The organism is Paenibacillus sp. sgz302115 (assembly GCF_056120445.1).
Window position 1 is genome coordinate 23,549 of the sequence record NZ_JBVYOK010000031.1, and the last position, 17,657, is coordinate 41,205.

Consider the following 17,657-nt stretch of genomic DNA (forward strand, 5'->3'; position numbering starts at 1 on the left):
ACAGCAGAGCATTATGGTCTTAATTGTGCCACAAATTCACGAATTTGCAACAGCCCTTCACTTCGGGTGGCAGGATTGTCCAGCAGCGGAATGACATCCTCCACCTTGCGGACGATCGCGCTGCCTACCACTACGCCGTCGCAGATACGGGCAAAACGCGCCACCTGCTCCCCGGTGGAAATGCCAAAGCCTACCGCCACAGGAAGGTCCGTAGCCTGGCGGACAGACGCAATAAATTCCTCTACTCCGGCATGAAAACTGGAGCGTTCCCCCGTTACACCCAGCGAGGATACACAGTATACAAAACCGCTGGCGCCGGATACGATTTTGGCGATGCGTTCGCTGGAGGTAGGCGCTACAAGCGGAATGAGATTCACCCCGGCAGCGCGGCTCCGCTCGCGCATCTCCTCCGACTCCTCCACAGGCAGATCGGGAATAATCAGGCCGCTGATCTCATGGGCATCAAGCGCAGCAAAGAAGCTGTCGAGCCCCATCTGCATGACCGGATTATAGTAGGTGAACAGAATAAAAGGCAGCTTGCTGCCCGCTTGCCGGGCCTTCAGGGCCGTTTCCATACAGGTGCGCAAATGGATGTTGCCGCGCAGCGCCCTGGAAGAAGCACGCTGAATGACCGGGCCGTCCGCAAGCGGATCGGAGTAAGGTACGCCAAGCTCCAGAATATCCGCACCGGCTGCTTCCAGCTCAGCGATAATATCAAGTGTTGTCTCAAGATCAGGGTCCCCTACCGTCAGGAAAGGAATAAGTGCTGTCCGTCCCTCTTCCTTAAGCTTACGGAAGGTCAAATCCATCCGGTTCGTTGTTTCGGTTGTCATCACTTACCCTCCCTTTCTGTGTAGGCCATGATCGATTCAACATCTTTGTCTCCGCGTCCCGACAAGCAAATAACCACGATATCATCCTTGGTCAGGGTAGGTCCAAGCTTCACGACATGGGCAATCGCATGAGCGGATTCAAGCGCCGGAATGATGCCTTCTGTAACACACAGCAGCTCCAGCGCCTCCAGAGCTTCCTTATCTGTGACCGGCACATACTGCGCCCGGTGAATATCCTTGAGATAGGAATGCTCAGGGCCAACCCCCGGGTAGTCCAGCCCCGCCGATATCGAATGCGCCTCCTGAACCTGTCCATGCTCATCCTGCAGCAGATAGCTGAGCGAGCCCTGGAACACTCCCTGTGTGCCTTTGCTCATTGTGGCTGCATGGAATGGAGTATCTACGCCTTTGCCGGCAGCCTCTACTCCGATCATGGCGACCTGTTCATCCTCCATGAACGGATAGAACATGCCGATCGCGTTGCTTCCGCCGCCTACTGCCGCTACCAGCAGATCCGGGAGCCTTCCTTCGGCTTCAAGAATCTGGCGGCGTGTCTCATCGCCAATTACACGCTGGAAATTGCGGACCATCATCGGATACGGATGCGGTCCCACTGCAGAACCGAGCACGTAGAACGTATCTTCCACGTTGCTGACCCAGTAGCGGAGCGCTTCGTTTCCTGCATCCTTAAGGGTCCGGGAGCCGGAGGTTACCGGGATGACTTCTGCTCCCAGCAGCTTCATGCGGAAGACGTTAAGCGCCTGGCGGCGCGTATCTTCTTCGCCCATGAATACCTTGCACTCCATCCCCAGCAGCGCCGCCACTGTAGCTGTCGCCACGCCGTGCTGGCCTGCGCCGGTTTCGGCGATGACCTTGGTTTTGCCCATCATTTTGGCGAGTATGCCCTGGCCGATTGCATTGTTGATTTTATGCGCCCCTGTATGGTTGAGGTCTTCACGTTTCAAATATATTTTGGCTTCACCCAGACGCTTGCTGAGGCGCTCCGCATAATACAGCGGTGTCTCCCGCCCGGAATATTGCTTGAGCAAATAATCTACTTCCTTCTGAAAAGCCGGATCAGCCGAAAATTTGCGGTAGGCCTCCTCCAGCTCAATGAGCGCATTCATCAATGTTTCAGGAACGAAGCGGCCTCCAAAAGAACCAAAACGTCCATTCTTGTCCGGTACTTGTATCATGATTGCTTCACCCTTTCCACAAAAGCTGTGATTTTGACGATATCCTTAATTCCATCGCTCTCTACGCCGCTAGAGACATCTACTCCATACGGTGCATAGCCCTCCAGCAGCTCACGCACATTATCCGGGTGCAATCCGCCAGCTATAAATAAAGGCAAGCCGTACGCAGCGGCTGCCTGTTGATAAGCCGGAATCTTCTCCCAGTCAAAGGTCCGGCCGGAGCCGCCGCTGCCTGACGGATCATATGTATCCAGCAGCACAGCATGGACGGCCCCGGCATATGGCTTCAGATCATCAGGGCTGCCTGCAGCGGCCTCTCCTGCACTTCCGGCTACAGAAAGAGCCTTCCATACCTGAACCTGTGGAAAAGCCTCCCTGACGGCCCGGCAATATTCCGCGCTTTCCTGACCATGTAGCTGAATTACATCAAGCCTTACGGTGGATAGAAGCTCCTCTAGCTCAGCCAGCGTAGGATTCACAAACACTCCTGCGGCGAGCGGAGGCTTCCCGTTCTCCCAGCCGGCAAGCTCTGCAATGAGTTCTGCCGCACGCTCAGGGCTTACCTTGCGGCGGCTCTTTGCAAACACAAATCCGACAACATCCAGAGGTAATCGCTTCATAGATTTTAGCACTTCAACGTCCTGAAGTCCACAGATTTTTACCATTGTCTCAGCCATGAGTCGCACGATCCTTCCCTGCGGGCAGCGCACCCATCAGCTCATTCACAGCCTGCTCCACATCCGGCTTGCGCATCAGATACTCTCCGACGAGGACACCGGCAGCACCGGTAGTTCTCAGATATTCGATATCTGCCGGTCCGGTTATTCCGCTCTCGCTGATTACGGGAACACCTGCTGGAAGCAATGCGGCTAGCTCTGCTGTAGTGGCAAGCGATGTTTCGAACGTGCGCAGATTGCGGTTGTTAATGCCCAGCAGCACGCCAGAATGCTGCACTTTTCCGGTAGCCAGCACCGTTTCCAGTTCGCTGCGGTCATGAACTTCAATCAGGATATCGAGTCCCAGCGCTGCTGCGGTATCCGTGAATGAAATCAACTGCTCAGACGTCAGAATTGCAGCAATCAGCAGTATAGCATCGGCTCCAAGCAGACGCGCTTCATAGATTTGCCGCTCATCAATGATGAAATCCTTGCGCAGCAGCGGCAGGCCTACCGCCGCTCTTACCTGCTGCAAATAAGCGCCGCTGCCTTGAAAATAATCCTTATCCGTCAGGACAGACAAGCAATCGGCTCCGCCCGCTTCATACCCCTTGGCAATGGATACCGGATCGAAATCAGCACGGATCAGGCCTTTGGAAGGCGAGGCCTTCTTCACCTCGGCGATCAGCCCCATCGACCTGTTACGCGACTGCGTGAGCGCATTGCGGAACCCTTTTGTAGGCGGCAGTGCTGCAATTTGACGTTTGGCCTCCTCCAAAGAGAAGGTTTGGCTTAAGGCTTCAACTTCTTTGATTTTGGTGGCGACAATCCGGTCAAGATACATAATCAAGCTCCTTCGTCATGGCTTTAAGCTGTTCCAGCTTCTGCAGCGCAGCACCGGAATCCACTACTTCTCTCGCTTTATCCACACCTTCTCTTAAGGTGTCGGCTAATCCGGCAACATAAATGCACGCCCCCGCATTGGCCAGCACAATGTCACGGTAAGGGTTAAGCTCCCCTCGCAGAACGCCCATGATAATCGCGGCATTCTCCGCCGCATCTCCGCCCAGCACATCCTCAAGCGGATGCGTGCTGAGCCCCAGCGCCTGCGGTGTAATCTCGTAGGTGGTTACAACACCATTTTTCAATTCGGACACCTGTGTAGGTGCCGAAATGCTGATTTCATCCAAACCGTCCAGACTGCTAACAATCATCGCCCGCTTTGACCCGAGCTCTTTCAGGACGTTTGCCACAATCTCCGTTTTGTCTCTGTCGTAGATACCCATCAACTGACGGTCAGCCCCTGCCGGGTTGGTCAGCGGGCCGAGCATATTGAACACCGTACGTACGCCAAGCTCTCTCCGGGGAGCTGCCGCATGCTTCATCGACGGATGATAGATCTGCGCGAACAGGAAGCAGATGCCGATGCTGTCCAGACATTGCCGGGCCTGCTCCGCATTCAGATGAATATTGACGCCAAGTGCCTCCAGCACATCGGCGCTGCCCGCCCGCCCGGAAGCGGAACGGTTGCCGTGCTTCGCCACTCTTACGGAAGCTGCGGAAGAAATAATGGCCGAGGCGGTGGAAATATTGAACTTATGAATGCCGGAGCCGCCGGTTCCGCAAGTATCAAGGAGCTGTGAGCGCTCTGTAGCCACATGTGTGCCGAATCCCCGCATCGCTTCCGCGAAGCCGGTGATCTCTTCAACGGTCTCCCCCTTGATCCGCAGTGCCGTCAGCAGCGCGCCAATCTGCGCAGATGTTGCCGCTCCTTCCATAATCGTTCCCATAATCTCACGAGCCTGCGGGCGGTTAAGATCCCGGCCCTCAATCAGACTGGCGATACCCGATTGTATCAATTGGCTTGCATCCATTGCTGTCTCCTCCTAACGATTATAATCAAGGGGTATATTCATACATGTAATCCTGGTTGATGACCTGCTTCTCTTTCACTTCAGCCGGGAACATGGCTTCCGCCATCCGGATGGCCTTCAGCATCGCTTTGGCCTTATTGAGCGTTTCCTCATATTCCTTCTCCGGCACCGAATCCCAGACAATACCCGCTCCAGCCTGCACATAAGCCCGCCCTTTGCGGAAAATGATCGTTCGAATGGTGATGCAGGAGTCCATATTCCCCGAGAACCCCAGATAACCAATCGCCCCGGCATACGCGCCTCTTGCTTCCTGCTCCAGTTCGGCGATAATTTCCATTGCCCGCAGCTTGGGCGCACCAGAGACGGTACCGGCTGGCAGGCATGAGAGGAAGGCATCGAAGAAATCTTTTCCTGTGTCAAGGGTGCCTGATACATTGGACACCATGTGTATCACATGCGAGTACTTCTCAATTTCCATAAAAGAATCGCATTTGACCGTACCGAACTTTGATACCCGCCCCAGGTCATTGCGGCCCAGATCGACCAGCATCAGATGCTCCGCCCGCTCCTTCTCATCCTCCAGCAGTTCTGCGACCAGCGCCCGGTCCTCTGCTTCATTCGCGCCCCGTGGCCGCGTTCCGGCAATCGGCCGTGTCTCCACCCGGCTTCCGTCCACCTTAACCAGTGCCTCCGGGGAAGTACCGACGATGATCTCCTCATCCATTTTCAGATAATACATATAGGGTGAAGGGTTCAGGGTCCGCAGCACCCGGTACACGTGAAGGGGAGAGACTTCGGTTTCAATATGCAGACGCTGCGACAGCACCACCTGAAAAATATCCCCCGCCCGTATATATTCCTTGGCCTGCTCTACATTGCTCATATATTGTTCTTTGGTGAGGTTCGAATGAATCTCGCCAAGCTCAATGTCCTGGGGAATGCTGCGCCGGTTGACGTTTTCCTTCGGTCCTTCCTTTTGAAGCTCTTCAGCCATATTCTCTAAGCGCTGGCTCAGCTCCTCATATCCCGCGCGGATATCGGAATCCGTATCGCCGTCCTTGATGTGCAGGTTGCCGACCAGCAGAATCTGCTGCTTCACATGATCAAACACAATGATGCGGTCACAGAACATAAAGCGGATATCATCCATGTTCAGGTCATCCACCGCATGAGCGGACAGCTTCTCATAATACTGCAGGAGGTCGTACCCGAAGAATCCAATGGCACCGCCTGTAAAAGGAGGCATTTCGTCCAGCTTGGGACTGCGGTAGGAGCGCAGCAGCGCCTTAAGCTCCTCGACGGGTTTGCCGAGCAGACGTTTCTTCTCACCGCCGACCTCGACGTGGATCACGCCTTTTTTGCCGGAGATCATCAGGAACGGATCACTGCCGATAAAAGAATACCGCGCCCACTTTAACCCGCCTTCTACACTTTCCAGCAAAAATGCCCGGTCCTGCTCAGCAAAACGCTGGAATAACCGGATCGGCGTCTCCATATCGGCGAGCAGCCTTTTCACTACAGGAATCAGATTATATTCCCGCGATAGCGACAATACTTCTTCTACTCTTGGATTCGTCACTTGGGATACCTCCTTGGGATATTGTTTATATTGTCCGAAACACAGAAAAACCTCTACCGAAGTAGAGGTTAATGTAAGTAAGTATGTGATAAGCGCATATGAGCGGCACAAAACCATCATCAAAGATACACTTCTCCCATAAAAGAATACAGCTATAGTGCAAAATAACACTATAAGGTATTCATAAAAAGAGAATTGCATTACGTATGGTATGCCTGTACTCAACTAAAATCCTGCACTCTGCTCAACTATACTCATCTCAGCTAAACTAAACTCTGCTTCACTCGGCTAACTACACTATACATGATGGCAATAGATAATGGCAACCCCGCACAATGAATTTGTTACTTCTTCTGTGAGAGATCGGGACGAAGCTTCTCGGCTTCATTCAGATAGACATGGCGGATCTCCCGCTGTGATTTCTCTGTGTTCACCTGTACCATCAGCCGGATGCACTTCGGCAGCCCGCCCTTGACAGGAATTTCTACAGAGCACATCAGCGGCACCCATTCCCAGCCTTCTATCTCACGAATGGCTCTTGCCGGAAAGGTGGCATCCAAATCGCCCGTCACAGTAATCCACACACTGCATATATCCTCGGCGATCACATCGTTGCGCTCAACAATCTCACGCAACAGCACAACCGTCTCACGCAAAATCTCGTTTTCCTCGTTATGGACTACGGTAGTTGCACCGCGTATTCCCCGGTTCACCACGGGCTTCCCTCCTTCTTAAGCTGCGCGAGGACTTCACGCACAGCACTCTGCTGCACTTCATTCACGATGCTGACGGCCCCAATGGAATCCGGTACGACAAAGGTCATCTTGCCTTCCTTGAACTTCTTGTCATGCATCATCGCTTCCATCAGCTCATCCTCGCTGTACTGCGCAGGCAGTCTTACCGGCAGCGAGAGTGCAGACAGCATGGAAACGGTATCCTCATAAATCGCCTGGTCCCGGCCAAGCTTGGCTGCTAGCAGCGCAGAACCGGCCATTCCGATGGCAATGGCTTCGCCGTGGAGAAATACGCCGTACCCTCCAACCGCCTCAATCGCATGACCAATCGTATGTCCCAGGTTCAGAATCGCTCTTTGCCCGTGCTCGCGCTCATCATTGCCTACTACTACTGCCTTGATCGCACAGCCGCGCTCCAGGGCGTAGCCCAGCGCCTCAGGGTCCAGGGCAAGCAGCTCGCTTGCATGCTCGCGGCACCAGTACGCAAATTCACGGTCCAGAATCAGACCATGCTTCACTACCTCTGCCAGTCCCGATGCAACCTGGCGCGGCGGAAGCGTGCTCAGGGTGTCCAGATCATACAGCACCATTTCAGGCTGATAGAAGGCGCCGATCATATTCTTCGCCAGCGGATGATTCACCGCCACCTTGCCGCCTACGCTGCTGTCATGGGCAAGGATCGTTGTAGGCATTTGAATAAACCCTATTCCCCGCATATAGGATGCGGCAACAAAACCTGCTAAATCCCCTACTACGCCGCCTCCCAGCGCCAGAACCGCCGAGCTGCGGTCCAGACCGGCCTTAATTGCGGTTGTAATGACCTCTTCATACACAGCCAGCGATTTGGAGGCTTCGCCTGCCGGGATAACATGGCTGACGACCTTGTATCCGCGCTCCCGGAGCGAGGCTTCGACCACCGGCAGATAGCGGGGACCGACTTCGCTGTCGCTGACAACCAGGATCGGACTGCGGAGCGGAAATCCGGCTTCCACACATCTGCCGCCGATTTCACGCAGCAGGCCGCTGCCGATATGAATCGGATAGGAACGTTCACCTAAGCTTACTGTTATGCTGCGCATAATTAGTAGCTCTCCAATTGCGCCTGGTAATTGGCATAGTTGGCCCGGATTTCTTCCAGAGAATCGCCGCCGAACTTGTCGAGGAAGGCTTTGGCGATTTCCCAGGCCACCACGTTCTCCAGCACGACACAAGCTGCCGGAACAGCACATGCGTCCGAACGTTCCACCTGGGCGGTGAAAGGCTCCTTCGTGTCGATATCGACACTTTGCAGCGGTTTATAAAGCGTAGGAATCGGCTTCATTACACCACGGACCACAACCGGCATGCCGTTGGTCATTCCGCCTTCAAAGCCGCCCAGACGGTTGCTTGCCCGGTAGTAGCCCCGGGAAGCTTCATACATGATCTCGTCATGGACCTGGGACCCGCGCAGCTTGCCTGCTTCAAAGCCGATGCCGATTTCAACACCCTTGAAGGCGTTGATGGACATTACAGCTCCGGCGATGGCGCCATCCAGCTTACGGTCGGATTGGACATGGCTTCCCAGACCAACCGGAAGACCCTCAACGATGCATTCCACGATGCCGCCGATGGAGTCGCCTTCCTCCTTGATCTTGTCTATGTAAGCTTCCATCTTCTGCTCAGTTTCTTTATCCACAACACGCACAGAAGACGCTTCAGTCTGCGCGATCAATTCGTCAATCGGAAGATCATTCGCAGGCGCTTCAATCTCGCCAATACGGATCACCTGTCCGGCAATCTTCACACCGAACGCTGCAAGCAGTTGCCGGGCTACCGCGCCTACGGCTACTCTTGCCGCCGTTTCACGCGCGCTGGAGCGCTCCAGCACATTACGCAAGTCCGTCAGATTGTATTTCAGTCCGCCGTTCAAATCTGCATGCCCGGGACGCGGACGGTTCACCCGCCGCTTCTCTTCGTCACTGCCCGGAATCGGCTCGATGTTCATAATATTTTTCCAGTGGGTCCAGTCCTTGTTCTCAACAACCAGAGCTACAGGAGCTCCTGTGGTGGAGCCGTGACGCACACCGCCGACGATTTGTGCGGTATCCTTCTCAATTTGCATCCGGCGTCCGCGTCCGTAGCCTTTTTGCCGCCGCTGGAGCTGGAAATTCAACTCTTCGAAATTCAGTGTCAAATTACTGGGCAGTCCTTCAATAATAGCTGTAAGCTGGGGGCCGTGCGTTTCCCCCGCTGTCAAATAGCGTAAACTCATGCTGCGTTCCCCCTTCACACTTTTAAACTGTAAACCGCTAAAATGTTAAATGTCTTTGCTCATTATAGTATAGCGAATCGGCTTTGACAAGAAAGGGATACGCCTCGCCTCATGGACACCGGCCTGTAAAAGAACAGCGCCGCCCCTACTCTTTCGAGTAAAGACGGCGCTGCTGTGTGCCCCGGGCAAATGCTCCAGTCAACCGCCGATCCGCCGGCTCGGTGGCTCGAAGTCTGCCTTGCTCTCCTCAATGACAAGCAGACGCTGGAGCTGCCGCTCTTCAATGCCGAGGATTTGCCCGCATTCACGGACTGTCAGAAAGCCCCGCTTGTAAGCCTCAATGACCTTGCTTTTGTCCATCTGAATTAACGACCTTTCGCATGGCGCACGTAATCTATATCTACTTTCAGTATCACTGAAAATTTACAAAAGTATACGTTACGGCATGCGGTGAGCCCATGGAACATGGATATGGATTTTATGATTTCTTGCGATAGAAAAAGGTTTCTGTGGATTCGAAATTATACTGTGCCGGTGTGAAGATTTGTTCTGTACTGCCCACGAACAAATATCCGCCCGGGCGCAAGCTCGCAGAGAACTTGTGATACAGCTTATTCTTGGCCTCTTCCGTAAAATAAATCATAACATTGCGGCAGATAATCAAGTCAAAGCCGTCATCGAACTTGTCCAGCAGCAGGTTCTGCTTGCGGAAATCAATATTTTTCTTCAAGCCTTCATTTACCTTAAATACCGGTCCTTCAGGTGTAAAATAACGTTCGGCCACATCCTTAGGCACGTCCTTAAGAGAACGCTCCAAATAGAGTCCCTGCTTGGCTTTGGCCAGCGCGCCGTCGTCAATGTCCGTTGCCAGAATCCCGGTCTGCGCCAGTATATTTTTGTCAGAGAGGATCATCGCCAGCGTATAGGGCTCCTCACCGGTTGAACAGGCGGCACTCCAGAGCTTCAGCCTGCGGCCTGAGCGTTGCAGCTCGGGCAGAATAACGTCGCGCAGCACCTCCCACCGGTTAGGGTTGCGCCAGAACTCCGAAACATTGATGGTCATGCGGTCCAGAAATTCATAGAACAGCGCCTTATCCTTCATCATCGCGGCAAAAAAATCACTAAAGGAATTATAACCGTTCTTCGTCCGCAGCGTAGTGAGCCGGCGCTTCATTTGTGCTTCTTTATACTGGGACAAATCGATTCCGGTGCTCTTGTTGACGTTATGAATAAAGCCGGTGTAATCCGGGTCCGCAATCGTTGACACTTCATCTCTTTCAGCCATATTACTCCCCTGCTTCCCGCCCGTCTGCTACATCCAGGCTGCGATGTCTTTATTGTAATCTGCCAATTCAGCCGGAGCGAAGAAATTCGCAATCTCGCGTTCTGCGCTTTCCGGAGAGTCCGAACCGTGGATCAGGTTAAGCGGCGTATGACTGGCAAAATCTCCGCGGATTGTACCCGGCAGGGCTTCCCCTACCTTCGTTTTGCCGATCAGCAAACGGGATAATGCTACGACATCATCGCCTTCCCACACCATAGCAAATACAGGACCGGAGGTAATGAACCCCACCAATTCGGGGAAGAAATCCTTACCCTCATGCTCTGCATAATGTCTCTTCGCTTGCTCTTCTGTAACAGTAATCAGCTTCGCGGCTACCAGCTTAAATCCTTTGTCCTCCAGACGGGCGACAATCCGCCCGATCAATCCGCGCTGTACTCCATCCGGCTTGATCATCAGATACGTTTTCTCCATAGAGTCACTCTCCATTTTTTATTGTTCCGAACAAGTAGAAACGGCTACGTCGTCCTCTGAAAAAAGCATACGCTTCCGAAGCAGCGATACTCCGTATCGCTTTCAGGTATCCGTTTCAGCGAGAAAGAGAAGGATAACTTATAGTGTGAAACATATAAATGCTTATCTTTTGAAAAATAAGCTGTTTTTCTGATATTATCAGAAACCTCGCCATCTGTGAACGCTTAATATTTTGAGCCCTCGGAAGCTTAATAAGCTCTGCCTGTTACAAAATGGGCAATATCCCGCAGATTGCGCTTCGTCCGGTTGCTCGGCAACTGGTCCAGCGCAGCCAGCGCTTTGTTTATGTACCGTGTGGCCAGCTCCTCTGCGCGGGCGATGCCTTCGCCAGAGAGAATCAGTTCAATGGCGCGGCCGACACCGCTGTGCTCTTCACGGATGGAAGCCAGCTCCTCCAGCAGTGTACTGCGCAGCCGCTGATCCTCCAGACTGTAGATCACCGGCAGCGTGATGTTGCCCTGCCGCATGTCGCTGCCCGGCGGCTTGCCGATTTGCTTCTCTGTCCCGGAAAGATCGAGCAGATCATCACGGATCTGGAACGCCATACCGACGTTATAGCCGTAATTGTAGAGCAGCCGTGCTGTCTCCGGCTCTGCGTCCGCAGCCAGCGCACCAAGCTGGCAGCTGACGGCGATAAGCAGCGCTGTTTTGCGCCGGATCCGCCGCAGATAGTGGCGCACGGTTTGCTCGGTATTGAAGAAGTCTCGGATCTGCTCCATCTCTCCGATTGACATTTCCACCATGGCTTTGGAGAGGATTTGGTGTATCCGGGGATTTTTCAGCTCTGTGGTCATGACCAGCGCCTTCGCATAAATATAGTCGCCGGTGTACATAGCGATCTTGTCGCCCCACTTCGCTTTGACGGTAGGCTCGCCGCGCCGCAGCTCCGCATCGTCGATTACGTCATCATGAACGAGGGAAGCGCTATGGATAAGCTCAAGCGGAATCGCCACACGCTTCATTTTCTCCAGATCATATTGCCCAAATTTGCCGCCCATCAGCACAAATACAGGACGGAGCCTTTTGCCGCCCGCCTTCAGCAGATGAAGAGAGGTCTCGGTGAGCAGAGCATCGTCTCCCTGCACACTGCGGTACAGCTCCTTTTCAATCTGGTCCATATCTTTATTAAGCAAGCCGAACATTTGCATTCGTTTCATTCTTTCACCCGTGTCAGCAGATTGTGACTCCAAAGCTCCATCTTCACTTCCTGCGGCAGCAGGCCCAATTCATAGGCATAGCGGAAATAGAGGTTCAGACCTTCCTGCTGCCTTTCCCCAAAGTCATAACACAAATTACGAAAGTATCCGTTCCAGTAGGCTGCCGTTCCCCCGATAACCCTGCAGGCCTCACGGATAATGGGTGCCAAATCGTGCTGGCCGCGTCTTTTGCTCTCTACAAAAGCTTCGGCAATCTCGGCTATCGCCCGCGGCTTATCCCTCACAGCTTCACGGTTCACAGCCCAGACCGCAAAAGTCATGCTGAGGCCCGTCCACTCCTTCCAGAGCTGGCCAAGATCGGTAACGATATAGCCCTGATCCTGCCATGAGGCTCTGATTGCGTTGTCGCCGATAAGCAGACAGGCGTCGGCCTGAGCCATCATCGTATCCAGATCAGGAGCAGCGCTGACGTACTCCGGTTTGCCGCCGACCGCCTTTTCCATCAATATTTTCAGCAGATTGACCGAGGTCGCGGAGGTGTTCGTTACGGCAATCCTGCCTGTGGAAATCTGTTCCAGCGGTGCGCGCGAAAACAAAAAAATGGATCTCACCGGACCGTCGGCGCTGACCGACAAATCCGGCAGCAGCAGCAGCCGATCGCTGGCGGCGGCATAAGCGAAGGAAGACAAAGCGCCTACATGAATGCTTCCCTCCGCCATACCCTTGTTAAGAAAAGCAGGCACTTCACTCACCATCTTCGCCGGGTACTTCAGCAAAGAAGGATCGAAATTGTGAAATACCGGCCATGAGTTGGTATAACTGATTTTACCGATAACAGTACTTTCCGGGCGGCTCATGCCTCTTCCCCCCATCTGCGAAATAACGTATGCTCGATATTCAAGCTGTCCAGCACCTTGCCCACCATAAAGTTGATCAAATCATCCATAGATGTCGGGCCAAAATAAAATGCGGGCATCGCCGGAATAATTTTCACCCCGAGCCGGGAGAGCTTCAGCATATTCTCCAAATGAATCGCATGGAGCGGCGTCTCGCGGGGCACAAGCACAAGGGGACGTCCTTCCTTCAGCATTACATCCGCAGCCCGCGTCATCAGATTGTCGGAGCTTCCGTGCGCCACAGCAGACAGGGTTCCCATCGAGCATGGCATAATGATCATTGCCTCCGTACGGAAGGAGCCGCTGGCAATGGATGCACCGATATCAGCAGCAGGGTGATAATGAAGAGAACCGGGATAGCCCCTGAACTGTTCGTTCAAGAAGCCTTCCCGGTCTGAGGCGGTAAAGCCCAGCTCTTCCTTGAACACACGCCAGCCCGCACTGCTGATCACCAAATGAACCGAATGACCAAGCGAGAGCAGACTTTCTATCAAACGGACGCCGTAAATGCTGCCGCTCGCACCGGTAATGCCAACCACAAAATTTTTCGGACTTCGTTCTGTCATTTGTAATACTGCACCACCAGGTCAATCAGAGTGAAGGAGAACACAACAATGCTCAGCACACCATTCATCGTGAAGAAGGCTGTCTGCAGCCGGCTGAGATCACTTGGAGACACAATATGATGCTCATAAAAAAGGATGATATAGGCTATGATCATTCCCGCCACATACCACCAGCTCAGGTCGGTCAAAAAGAGCAGCGAGACAAAGCCGATTCCCGTTAGAATGTGGAACACCTTGGCAATGGTCAGCGCACCGGCAACTCCAAAACGGACAGGAATGGAATAGAGGCCCTCCTTCTTATCAAACTCAACGTCCTGACAAGAGTAAATGATATCGAAGCCTGCCGTCCAAAATACGATGGTGAAATAGAATACCATAGCCACAGAGTCCACTGTTCCTGTTACGGCAACCCAGCCGCCCAGCGGAGCCAGAGCGATGGTTAGCCCCAGAATTAAATGGCAGGCCCAGGTAAAGCGTTTGGTGAAGGAATAAAAAACAAGAAGGAAGACAGCGATTGGCAGCAGCTTTGCTGACAAAGGATTCAGCTTAAATGCCGCCCAGAACAACAAAAAGAATGAAAACGCGATGAACAGGGAAACCTCTCCAACCTTGAGCAATCCCGCCGGAATCGCTCTTCCCGCTGTGCGGGGATTTTTGGCGTCACTGATCCGGTCAATCAGCCGGTTAAGCCCCATAGCCGCGCTGCGTGCGCCGAACATGGCGACCACAATCCAGCCGATCTGCCCCCAGGAGGGCAAGGCGTGAGACACAACAACTGAACCGAGCAATGCGCCCATAAATGCGAAAGGTAATGCAAAAACCGTATGCTCAAACTTGATCATTTGAAGAAAGATGCCGATTTTCTTAAACATTTGCGTTCTCCTTGAGCCCAATATGTAGTGCCGCGATGCCTCCGGTCAAGGGGAAGGATTCCACTTTTTGCAGTCCGGTTTCACGGAAGATCACCTCAAGCTGCTCTCTGTCCGGGAACAGGGCCAGTGATTCGGGAAGCCATTTATATTGCTCGTAGCGTTTGGCAAACAATTTGCCAAGCAGCGGAAGCACGCGCTGGAAATAAAAATAATAGATGCCTTTGAACGGCTGCTTCATCGGTTTGGACAGCTCCAGGCAGACAACCATTCCCCCCGGCTTCACCACACGCTTCATTTCGTTCAATACCTGAACGGGGTCTGGCACATTGCGAAGCCCGAAGCCTATCGTAGCATAATCGAAGGAATTGTCACCGAACGGCAGCTCCATGGCATTGCCCTGGACTAAAGAGATGCGGTCCTGAAGATTCCGCGCTTCCACCTTGCGCCGGCCGACCTCCAGCATCCCTGCACTGAAATCAAGCCCTATGACGTTACCGGTCTTGCTTGCATCAGCGAGGGCGATGCTCCAGTCGCAGGTGCCGCAGCATAAATCAACCGCTGAATCCCCGCGCTTCATCGCCATCTTGCGCATGGTGAACTTGCGCCAGGCTTTGTGGCGGCGAAAGCTCAGAATGTCGTTCATTATATCGTATTTGCCGGCAATGCTCTCAAATACGGAATGCACAAATTGTTCCTTAGGTTTGATGCCTTTATCACCCATTGTTGTAGTTTTCTCTATAGTCATTCCTAACCCTCCACGGCTGCTTGTCCGGAAATTTTCATCTGCAGGAGAAGGCGGTCAAGCGCAGCACTAAGCTCGCTGATCAGGTTCTCGTCCTTAACGCCTTGCAGCAGGCCCTGTATAGACTGGAGTGACCCGTGCAGTTTGTCCATCAGCAGGGAGTCACATTTAGATTTCAGCTTCAGCTTCTTCCAATCCTTGAGATCAAGGTCCTGCTCCAGGAGCAGTAGCCGTTCATCCTCTGTCGCGGTTTCCAGCACTTTCCAGTAGCAATAGCCCTGAATGGCGTTTGCCATATCCGAGCCGCGCCGCAGCTCCAGAAGTGCGGTCTCGCACTGGCTGAATTCGGCCAGCAGCATTTCCCACAGCTCTGCAAGCGACTCCTCAATCATCGGTGTAAAAGAAAGAAACAGCCTCATATTGAGCTGTACTGTGTGGCGCAGGTATTGTTCTGCCGATAGGAGCATACCTTTCATCTTGCTGTACAAATTCGATTTCATCACATTAAAGTCGGCTATGGCCGAACTTAGTACACCCACCATCTCAATCTGCCCGCGCTTAGCCAGCAAATGGTAAAACCAACTGCTGAAGTAATCTCCGGCCAGCACCTTGAGCTGACGGGACCGCATAGGATCACCACCCGGCTCATCCTGCGACCGGTCGATACTCTCATGGGTATCCAGTCCAAGCTGTACAAGCCCGGTTACAAGCGTAAACAGCTCTCCGTTCTGCGGACCGGCAGAGGAACCGTGGTTAAGAAAAATATATAACAAATGACCCCGCCCGTCTGAAAACGGCGGCAATTCCGCATGCCGCTGAATCATATCATAGTCGGTGTAAGGTTTAGCCAGTTGGGGTATGCGGTACGGTTTCATTTCAGCCTCCGAAGCCATTGACGTTTTGACAATATCTTTGTTCACAATCTTGTCTATTATATCACATGTTTTTTTGTCACGCACTCTGGACCGTCCTAGTTTCTTTTACCCAGATTAGGGATAAATGAACTGCTTCTTCCAGAGCTCGCTTTCACTTATGCGGAAGCCTTTCTTGATGTCATCCGGCAGCGGCCTGCTCCCGGCATTCTGCAGAGCCTCCTGCAGCTCCAGCGACCATTCGCTCCGGCGGATATCGCCCGCAAGCAGCAGCCGGCGGCTGTCCAGCCATTTATCCTCCGCAACGATCCGCAGCAGCAGTTGATCCACGTTCGTGGTATCCTGAAAGGCAAAGGAAATAGCCATAGCCATATTCTGATACAGCTCCTGCGGCTCTGAATCATTCGCAGTCAACTTCAGATCCAGAGTCAGAACCTGGCTCTTCCAGCCTACCCTGTCAATGGACAGGGTCAGTGGAAGCTCCGCCAGCCTGTCTACGAGATTGTCATTCTCCAGAACCGTACCGCTGCCGCCCAAGGTCTCAAGCACTACATGCTTCCCGGCAACGATAGGCTCAACCGCCGCCAGCTGCGGCAGCAGTAGGGCGGAACCCACGGATATTAGAATTACTGTTCCCATCAGCCAGCTCCGGTTCATGACAAGCCTCCTTATCCTCCATCGTTGCCGCCTCGTAGTGCGAATATACGGGGAACTGAGACTCGGCTATCCTTAGTTATATTGTTAAAAAAAGCAGGCTATGCCTGCTTTTCAGCTTTCACTTTCCATTTGTCCGTGTTTGCTCCATATTTCGGCCTTGCCGCGGATTTTTATAGCTGAGGTATGATCGGTGAATTGGGCGATGAGCACCTCGCCTTTGTCCAGCTTCTCCGTGTGGTGAAAACGCGTGTCGAGCCCTCTGGTAAGCCCGATGACCTGAACGCCGTTCTCTTTGGCTTTGATTACAACGTAGTCGCTGTCCGCCGGGGTGGAATGATCGCCATTATTCTTCTCAGTCATATTCAATCCTCCTAAAAGTTTTCAAAAATAAATGCCGCCTTTGCGGGCGGCATCGTAGTTACTCAAAAAGATTATGGGATAGATATGTAGAAATCTCTATTTGATTCCGTCTTTAAGAGCTTTACCTGGTTTGAATGCAGGCACCTTGCTCGAAGGAATTTCGATTTCTTCACCAGTTTGCGGGTTGCGGCCTTTACGTGCGGAACGTTCACGCACTTCAAAGTTTCCGAAGCCAACCAGCTGAACTTTATCTCCGTTTTGCAGAGCTCCTGTGATTGCTTCGAAAACGGCATCTACCGCTTTAGTAGCATCTTTCTTGGGAAGTTCAGTTGCTTCTGTTACCACATTGATCAAATCTGATTTATTCATGTCTTCTCACCTCCCTGGGCAAATTTCCGGTATCATACACTGTTTCCGTTTCAACGCAAAATATACGTGATAATCCCGTTTTTACTAGATATTGGCGCCACTCTTCCTAGAAGCGCAACAAACTTATAGTAATACAGCCCATTCATAATTTCAAGGCGTTACACAAAAAAGGAGCAGAAAGTAGCATTTTTTATCCGCAAAGCATCCTGCTCATGGTCTTGATTTAC

The 17,657-nt window shown here is 52.8% G+C and carries 21 protein-coding genes; all 21 read right to left on the bottom strand.

Annotation, left to right across the window (positions count from 1 at the left end; all coding sequences use genetic code 11):
* Nucleotides 1-11: 11 nt before the first annotated feature.
* Complete coding sequence (gene trpA / locus AC0LWN_RS30075; RefSeq protein ID WP_474671883.1) at nt 12-833, bottom strand: tryptophan synthase subunit alpha; 822 nt, start codon at nt 831-833, stop codon at nt 12-14.
* The gene (trpB, locus tag AC0LWN_RS30080) at nt 833-2,029 is read right to left on the bottom strand and encodes a tryptophan synthase subunit beta (RefSeq protein ID WP_458964286.1); all 1,197 of its coding nucleotides are present in this window, start codon (nt 2,027-2,029) and stop codon (nt 833-835) included. The genes trpA and trpB overlap by 1 nt, the downstream gene beginning before the upstream one ends.
* Nucleotides 2,026-2,706 (bottom strand): phosphoribosylanthranilate isomerase, encoded by a 681-nt coding sequence (locus tag AC0LWN_RS30085; protein WP_474671886.1) that lies wholly within the window; start codon nt 2,704-2,706, stop codon nt 2,026-2,028. Before AC0LWN_RS30085 ends, trpB begins: the two co-directional genes overlap by 4 nt.
* Nucleotides 2,699-3,529: an indole-3-glycerol phosphate synthase TrpC gene (trpC, locus tag AC0LWN_RS30090; protein ID WP_474671888.1), complete on the bottom strand. Its 831-nt coding sequence runs from the start codon at nt 3,527-3,529 to the stop codon at nt 2,699-2,701. The genes AC0LWN_RS30085 and trpC overlap by 8 nt, the downstream gene beginning before the upstream one ends.
* Entirely contained in the window at nt 3,519-4,559 is a 1,041-nt protein-coding gene (trpD, locus tag AC0LWN_RS30095) for an anthranilate phosphoribosyltransferase (protein ID WP_474671890.1), read from the bottom strand. Before trpD ends, trpC begins: the two co-directional genes overlap by 11 nt.
* Nucleotides 4,560-4,584: 25 nt before the next feature.
* Nucleotides 4,585-6,138 carry an anthranilate synthase component I gene (trpE, locus tag AC0LWN_RS30100; RefSeq protein ID WP_474671892.1) on the bottom strand — a complete coding sequence of 518 codons (1,554 nt, stop codon included), beginning with the start codon at nt 6,136-6,138 and terminating at the stop codon, nt 4,585-4,587.
* A 344-nt stretch (nt 6,139-6,482) separates the two neighbouring features.
* Nucleotides 6,483-6,854, bottom strand: coding sequence for a chorismate mutase (gene aroH / locus AC0LWN_RS30105; RefSeq protein WP_474671894.1), 372 nt, complete (start codon nt 6,852-6,854; stop codon nt 6,483-6,485).
* Complete coding sequence (aroB, locus tag AC0LWN_RS30110) at nt 6,848-7,951, bottom strand: 3-dehydroquinate synthase (RefSeq protein WP_474671896.1); 1,104 nt, start codon at nt 7,949-7,951, stop codon at nt 6,848-6,850. The genes aroH and aroB overlap by 7 nt, the downstream gene beginning before the upstream one ends.
* 2 nt (nt 7,952-7,953) lie before the next feature.
* Nucleotides 7,954-9,123: a chorismate synthase gene (gene aroC / locus AC0LWN_RS30115; RefSeq protein ID WP_474671898.1), complete on the bottom strand. Its 1,170-nt coding sequence runs from the start codon at nt 9,121-9,123 to the stop codon at nt 7,954-7,956.
* Between the two features lie 198 nt (nt 9,124-9,321).
* Nucleotides 9,322-9,483 carry a hypothetical protein gene (locus tag AC0LWN_RS30120; protein ID WP_474671900.1) on the bottom strand — a complete coding sequence of 54 codons (162 nt, stop codon included), beginning with the start codon at nt 9,481-9,483 and terminating at the stop codon, nt 9,322-9,324.
* A 118-nt stretch (nt 9,484-9,601) separates the two neighbouring features.
* Nucleotides 9,602-10,408 (bottom strand): CheR family methyltransferase, encoded by an 807-nt coding sequence (locus AC0LWN_RS30125; RefSeq protein ID WP_474671902.1) that lies wholly within the window; start codon nt 10,406-10,408, stop codon nt 9,602-9,604.
* 27 nt (nt 10,409-10,435) lie between these two features.
* A complete protein-coding gene (gene ndk, locus AC0LWN_RS30130; protein WP_474671903.1) occupies nt 10,436-10,879 on the bottom strand; it encodes a nucleoside-diphosphate kinase in 444 nt (147 codons plus the stop codon).
* A 248-nt stretch (nt 10,880-11,127) separates the two neighbouring features.
* Nucleotides 11,128-12,096 (bottom strand): polyprenyl synthetase family protein, encoded by a 969-nt coding sequence (locus tag AC0LWN_RS30135; protein WP_474671905.1) that lies wholly within the window; start codon nt 12,094-12,096, stop codon nt 11,128-11,130.
* Nucleotides 12,093-12,953: a menaquinone biosynthetic enzyme MqnA/MqnD family protein gene (locus AC0LWN_RS30140; protein WP_474671907.1), complete on the bottom strand. Its 861-nt coding sequence runs from the start codon at nt 12,951-12,953 to the stop codon at nt 12,093-12,095. The genes AC0LWN_RS30135 and AC0LWN_RS30140 overlap by 4 nt, the downstream gene beginning before the upstream one ends.
* Nucleotides 12,950-13,501 (bottom strand): UbiX family flavin prenyltransferase, encoded by a 552-nt coding sequence (locus AC0LWN_RS30145; RefSeq protein WP_474671940.1) that lies wholly within the window; start codon nt 13,499-13,501, stop codon nt 12,950-12,952. The genes AC0LWN_RS30140 and AC0LWN_RS30145 overlap by 4 nt, the downstream gene beginning before the upstream one ends.
* Nucleotides 13,502-13,554: 53 nt before the next feature.
* Nucleotides 13,555-14,430: a UbiA-like polyprenyltransferase gene (locus tag AC0LWN_RS30150; RefSeq protein WP_458964273.1), complete on the bottom strand. Its 876-nt coding sequence runs from the start codon at nt 14,428-14,430 to the stop codon at nt 13,555-13,557.
* The gene (locus AC0LWN_RS30155; RefSeq protein WP_474671942.1) at nt 14,423-15,151 is read right to left on the bottom strand and encodes a demethylmenaquinone methyltransferase; all 729 of its coding nucleotides are present in this window, start codon (nt 15,149-15,151) and stop codon (nt 14,423-14,425) included. The genes AC0LWN_RS30150 and AC0LWN_RS30155 overlap by 8 nt, the downstream gene beginning before the upstream one ends.
* Nucleotides 15,152-15,177: 26 nt before the next feature.
* Complete coding sequence (locus tag AC0LWN_RS30160) at nt 15,178-16,047, bottom strand: heptaprenyl diphosphate synthase component 1 (RefSeq protein WP_474671909.1); 870 nt, start codon at nt 16,045-16,047, stop codon at nt 15,178-15,180.
* A 114-nt stretch (nt 16,048-16,161) separates the two neighbouring features.
* Nucleotides 16,162-16,701: a hypothetical protein gene (locus tag AC0LWN_RS30165; protein ID WP_474671911.1), complete on the bottom strand. Its 540-nt coding sequence runs from the start codon at nt 16,699-16,701 to the stop codon at nt 16,162-16,164.
* A 111-nt stretch (nt 16,702-16,812) separates the two neighbouring features.
* The gene (mtrB, locus tag AC0LWN_RS30170; RefSeq protein ID WP_458964270.1) at nt 16,813-17,061 is read right to left on the bottom strand and encodes a trp RNA-binding attenuation protein MtrB; all 249 of its coding nucleotides are present in this window, start codon (nt 17,059-17,061) and stop codon (nt 16,813-16,815) included.
* Nucleotides 17,062-17,157: 96 nt separating this feature from the next.
* Nucleotides 17,158-17,430: an HU family DNA-binding protein gene (locus tag AC0LWN_RS30175; protein WP_020427702.1), complete on the bottom strand. Its 273-nt coding sequence runs from the start codon at nt 17,428-17,430 to the stop codon at nt 17,158-17,160.
* Nucleotides 17,431-17,657 lie beyond the last annotated feature (227 nt).

Bases quoted from the DNA above. Each gene is read 5' to 3' on its own strand.
- mtrB (WP_458964270.1), bottom strand. From the start codon at position 17,061: ATGACTGAGAAGAATAATGGCGATCATTCCACCCCGGCGGACAGCGAC.
- AC0LWN_RS30120 (WP_474671900.1), bottom strand. From the start codon at position 9,483: ATGGACAAAAGCAAGGTCATTGAGGCTTACAAGCGGGGCTTTCTGACA.
- aroB (WP_474671896.1), bottom strand. From the start codon at position 7,951: ATGCGCAGCATAACAGTAAGCTTAGGTGAACGTTCCTATCCGATTCAT.
- trpA (WP_474671883.1), bottom strand. From the start codon at position 833: ATGACAACCGAAACAACGAACCGGATGGATTTGACCTTCCGTAAGCTT.
- AC0LWN_RS30140 (WP_474671907.1), bottom strand. From the start codon at position 12,953: ATGAGCCGCCCGGAAAGTACTGTTATCGGTAAAATCAGTTATACCAAC.
- AC0LWN_RS30175 (WP_020427702.1), bottom strand. From the start codon at position 17,430: ATGAATAAATCAGATTTGATCAATGTGGTAACAGAAGCAACTGAACTT.
- AC0LWN_RS30135 (WP_474671905.1), bottom strand. From the start codon at position 12,096: ATGAAACGAATGCAAATGTTCGGCTTGCTTAATAAAGATATGGACCAG.
- trpC (WP_474671888.1), bottom strand. From the start codon at position 3,529: ATGTATCTTGACCGGATTGTCGCCACCAAAATCAAAGAAGTTGAAGCC.
- AC0LWN_RS30155 (WP_474671942.1), bottom strand. From the start codon at position 15,151: ATGGGTGATAAAGGCATCAAACCTAAGGAACAATTTGTGCATTCCGTA.
- AC0LWN_RS30085 (WP_474671886.1), bottom strand. From the start codon at position 2,706: ATGGCTGAGACAATGGTAAAAATCTGTGGACTTCAGGACGTTGAAGTG.
- AC0LWN_RS30150 (WP_458964273.1), bottom strand. From the start codon at position 14,430: ATGTTTAAGAAAATCGGCATCTTTCTTCAAATGATCAAGTTTGAGCAT.
- AC0LWN_RS30125 (WP_474671902.1), bottom strand. From the start codon at position 10,408: ATGGCTGAAAGAGATGAAGTGTCAACGATTGCGGACCCGGATTACACC.
- aroC (WP_474671898.1), bottom strand. From the start codon at position 9,123: ATGAGTTTACGCTATTTGACAGCGGGGGAAACGCACGGCCCCCAGCTT.
- ndk (WP_474671903.1), bottom strand. From the start codon at position 10,879: ATGGAGAAAACGTATCTGATGATCAAGCCGGATGGAGTACAGCGCGGA.
- AC0LWN_RS30165 (WP_474671911.1), bottom strand. From the start codon at position 16,701: ATGAACCGGAGCTGGCTGATGGGAACAGTAATTCTAATATCCGTGGGT.
- trpB (WP_458964286.1), bottom strand. From the start codon at position 2,029: ATGATACAAGTACCGGACAAGAATGGACGTTTTGGTTCTTTTGGAGGC.
- AC0LWN_RS30160 (WP_474671909.1), bottom strand. From the start codon at position 16,047: ATGAAACCGTACCGCATACCCCAACTGGCTAAACCTTACACCGACTAT.
- trpD (WP_474671890.1), bottom strand. From the start codon at position 4,559: ATGGATGCAAGCCAATTGATACAATCGGGTATCGCCAGTCTGATTGAG.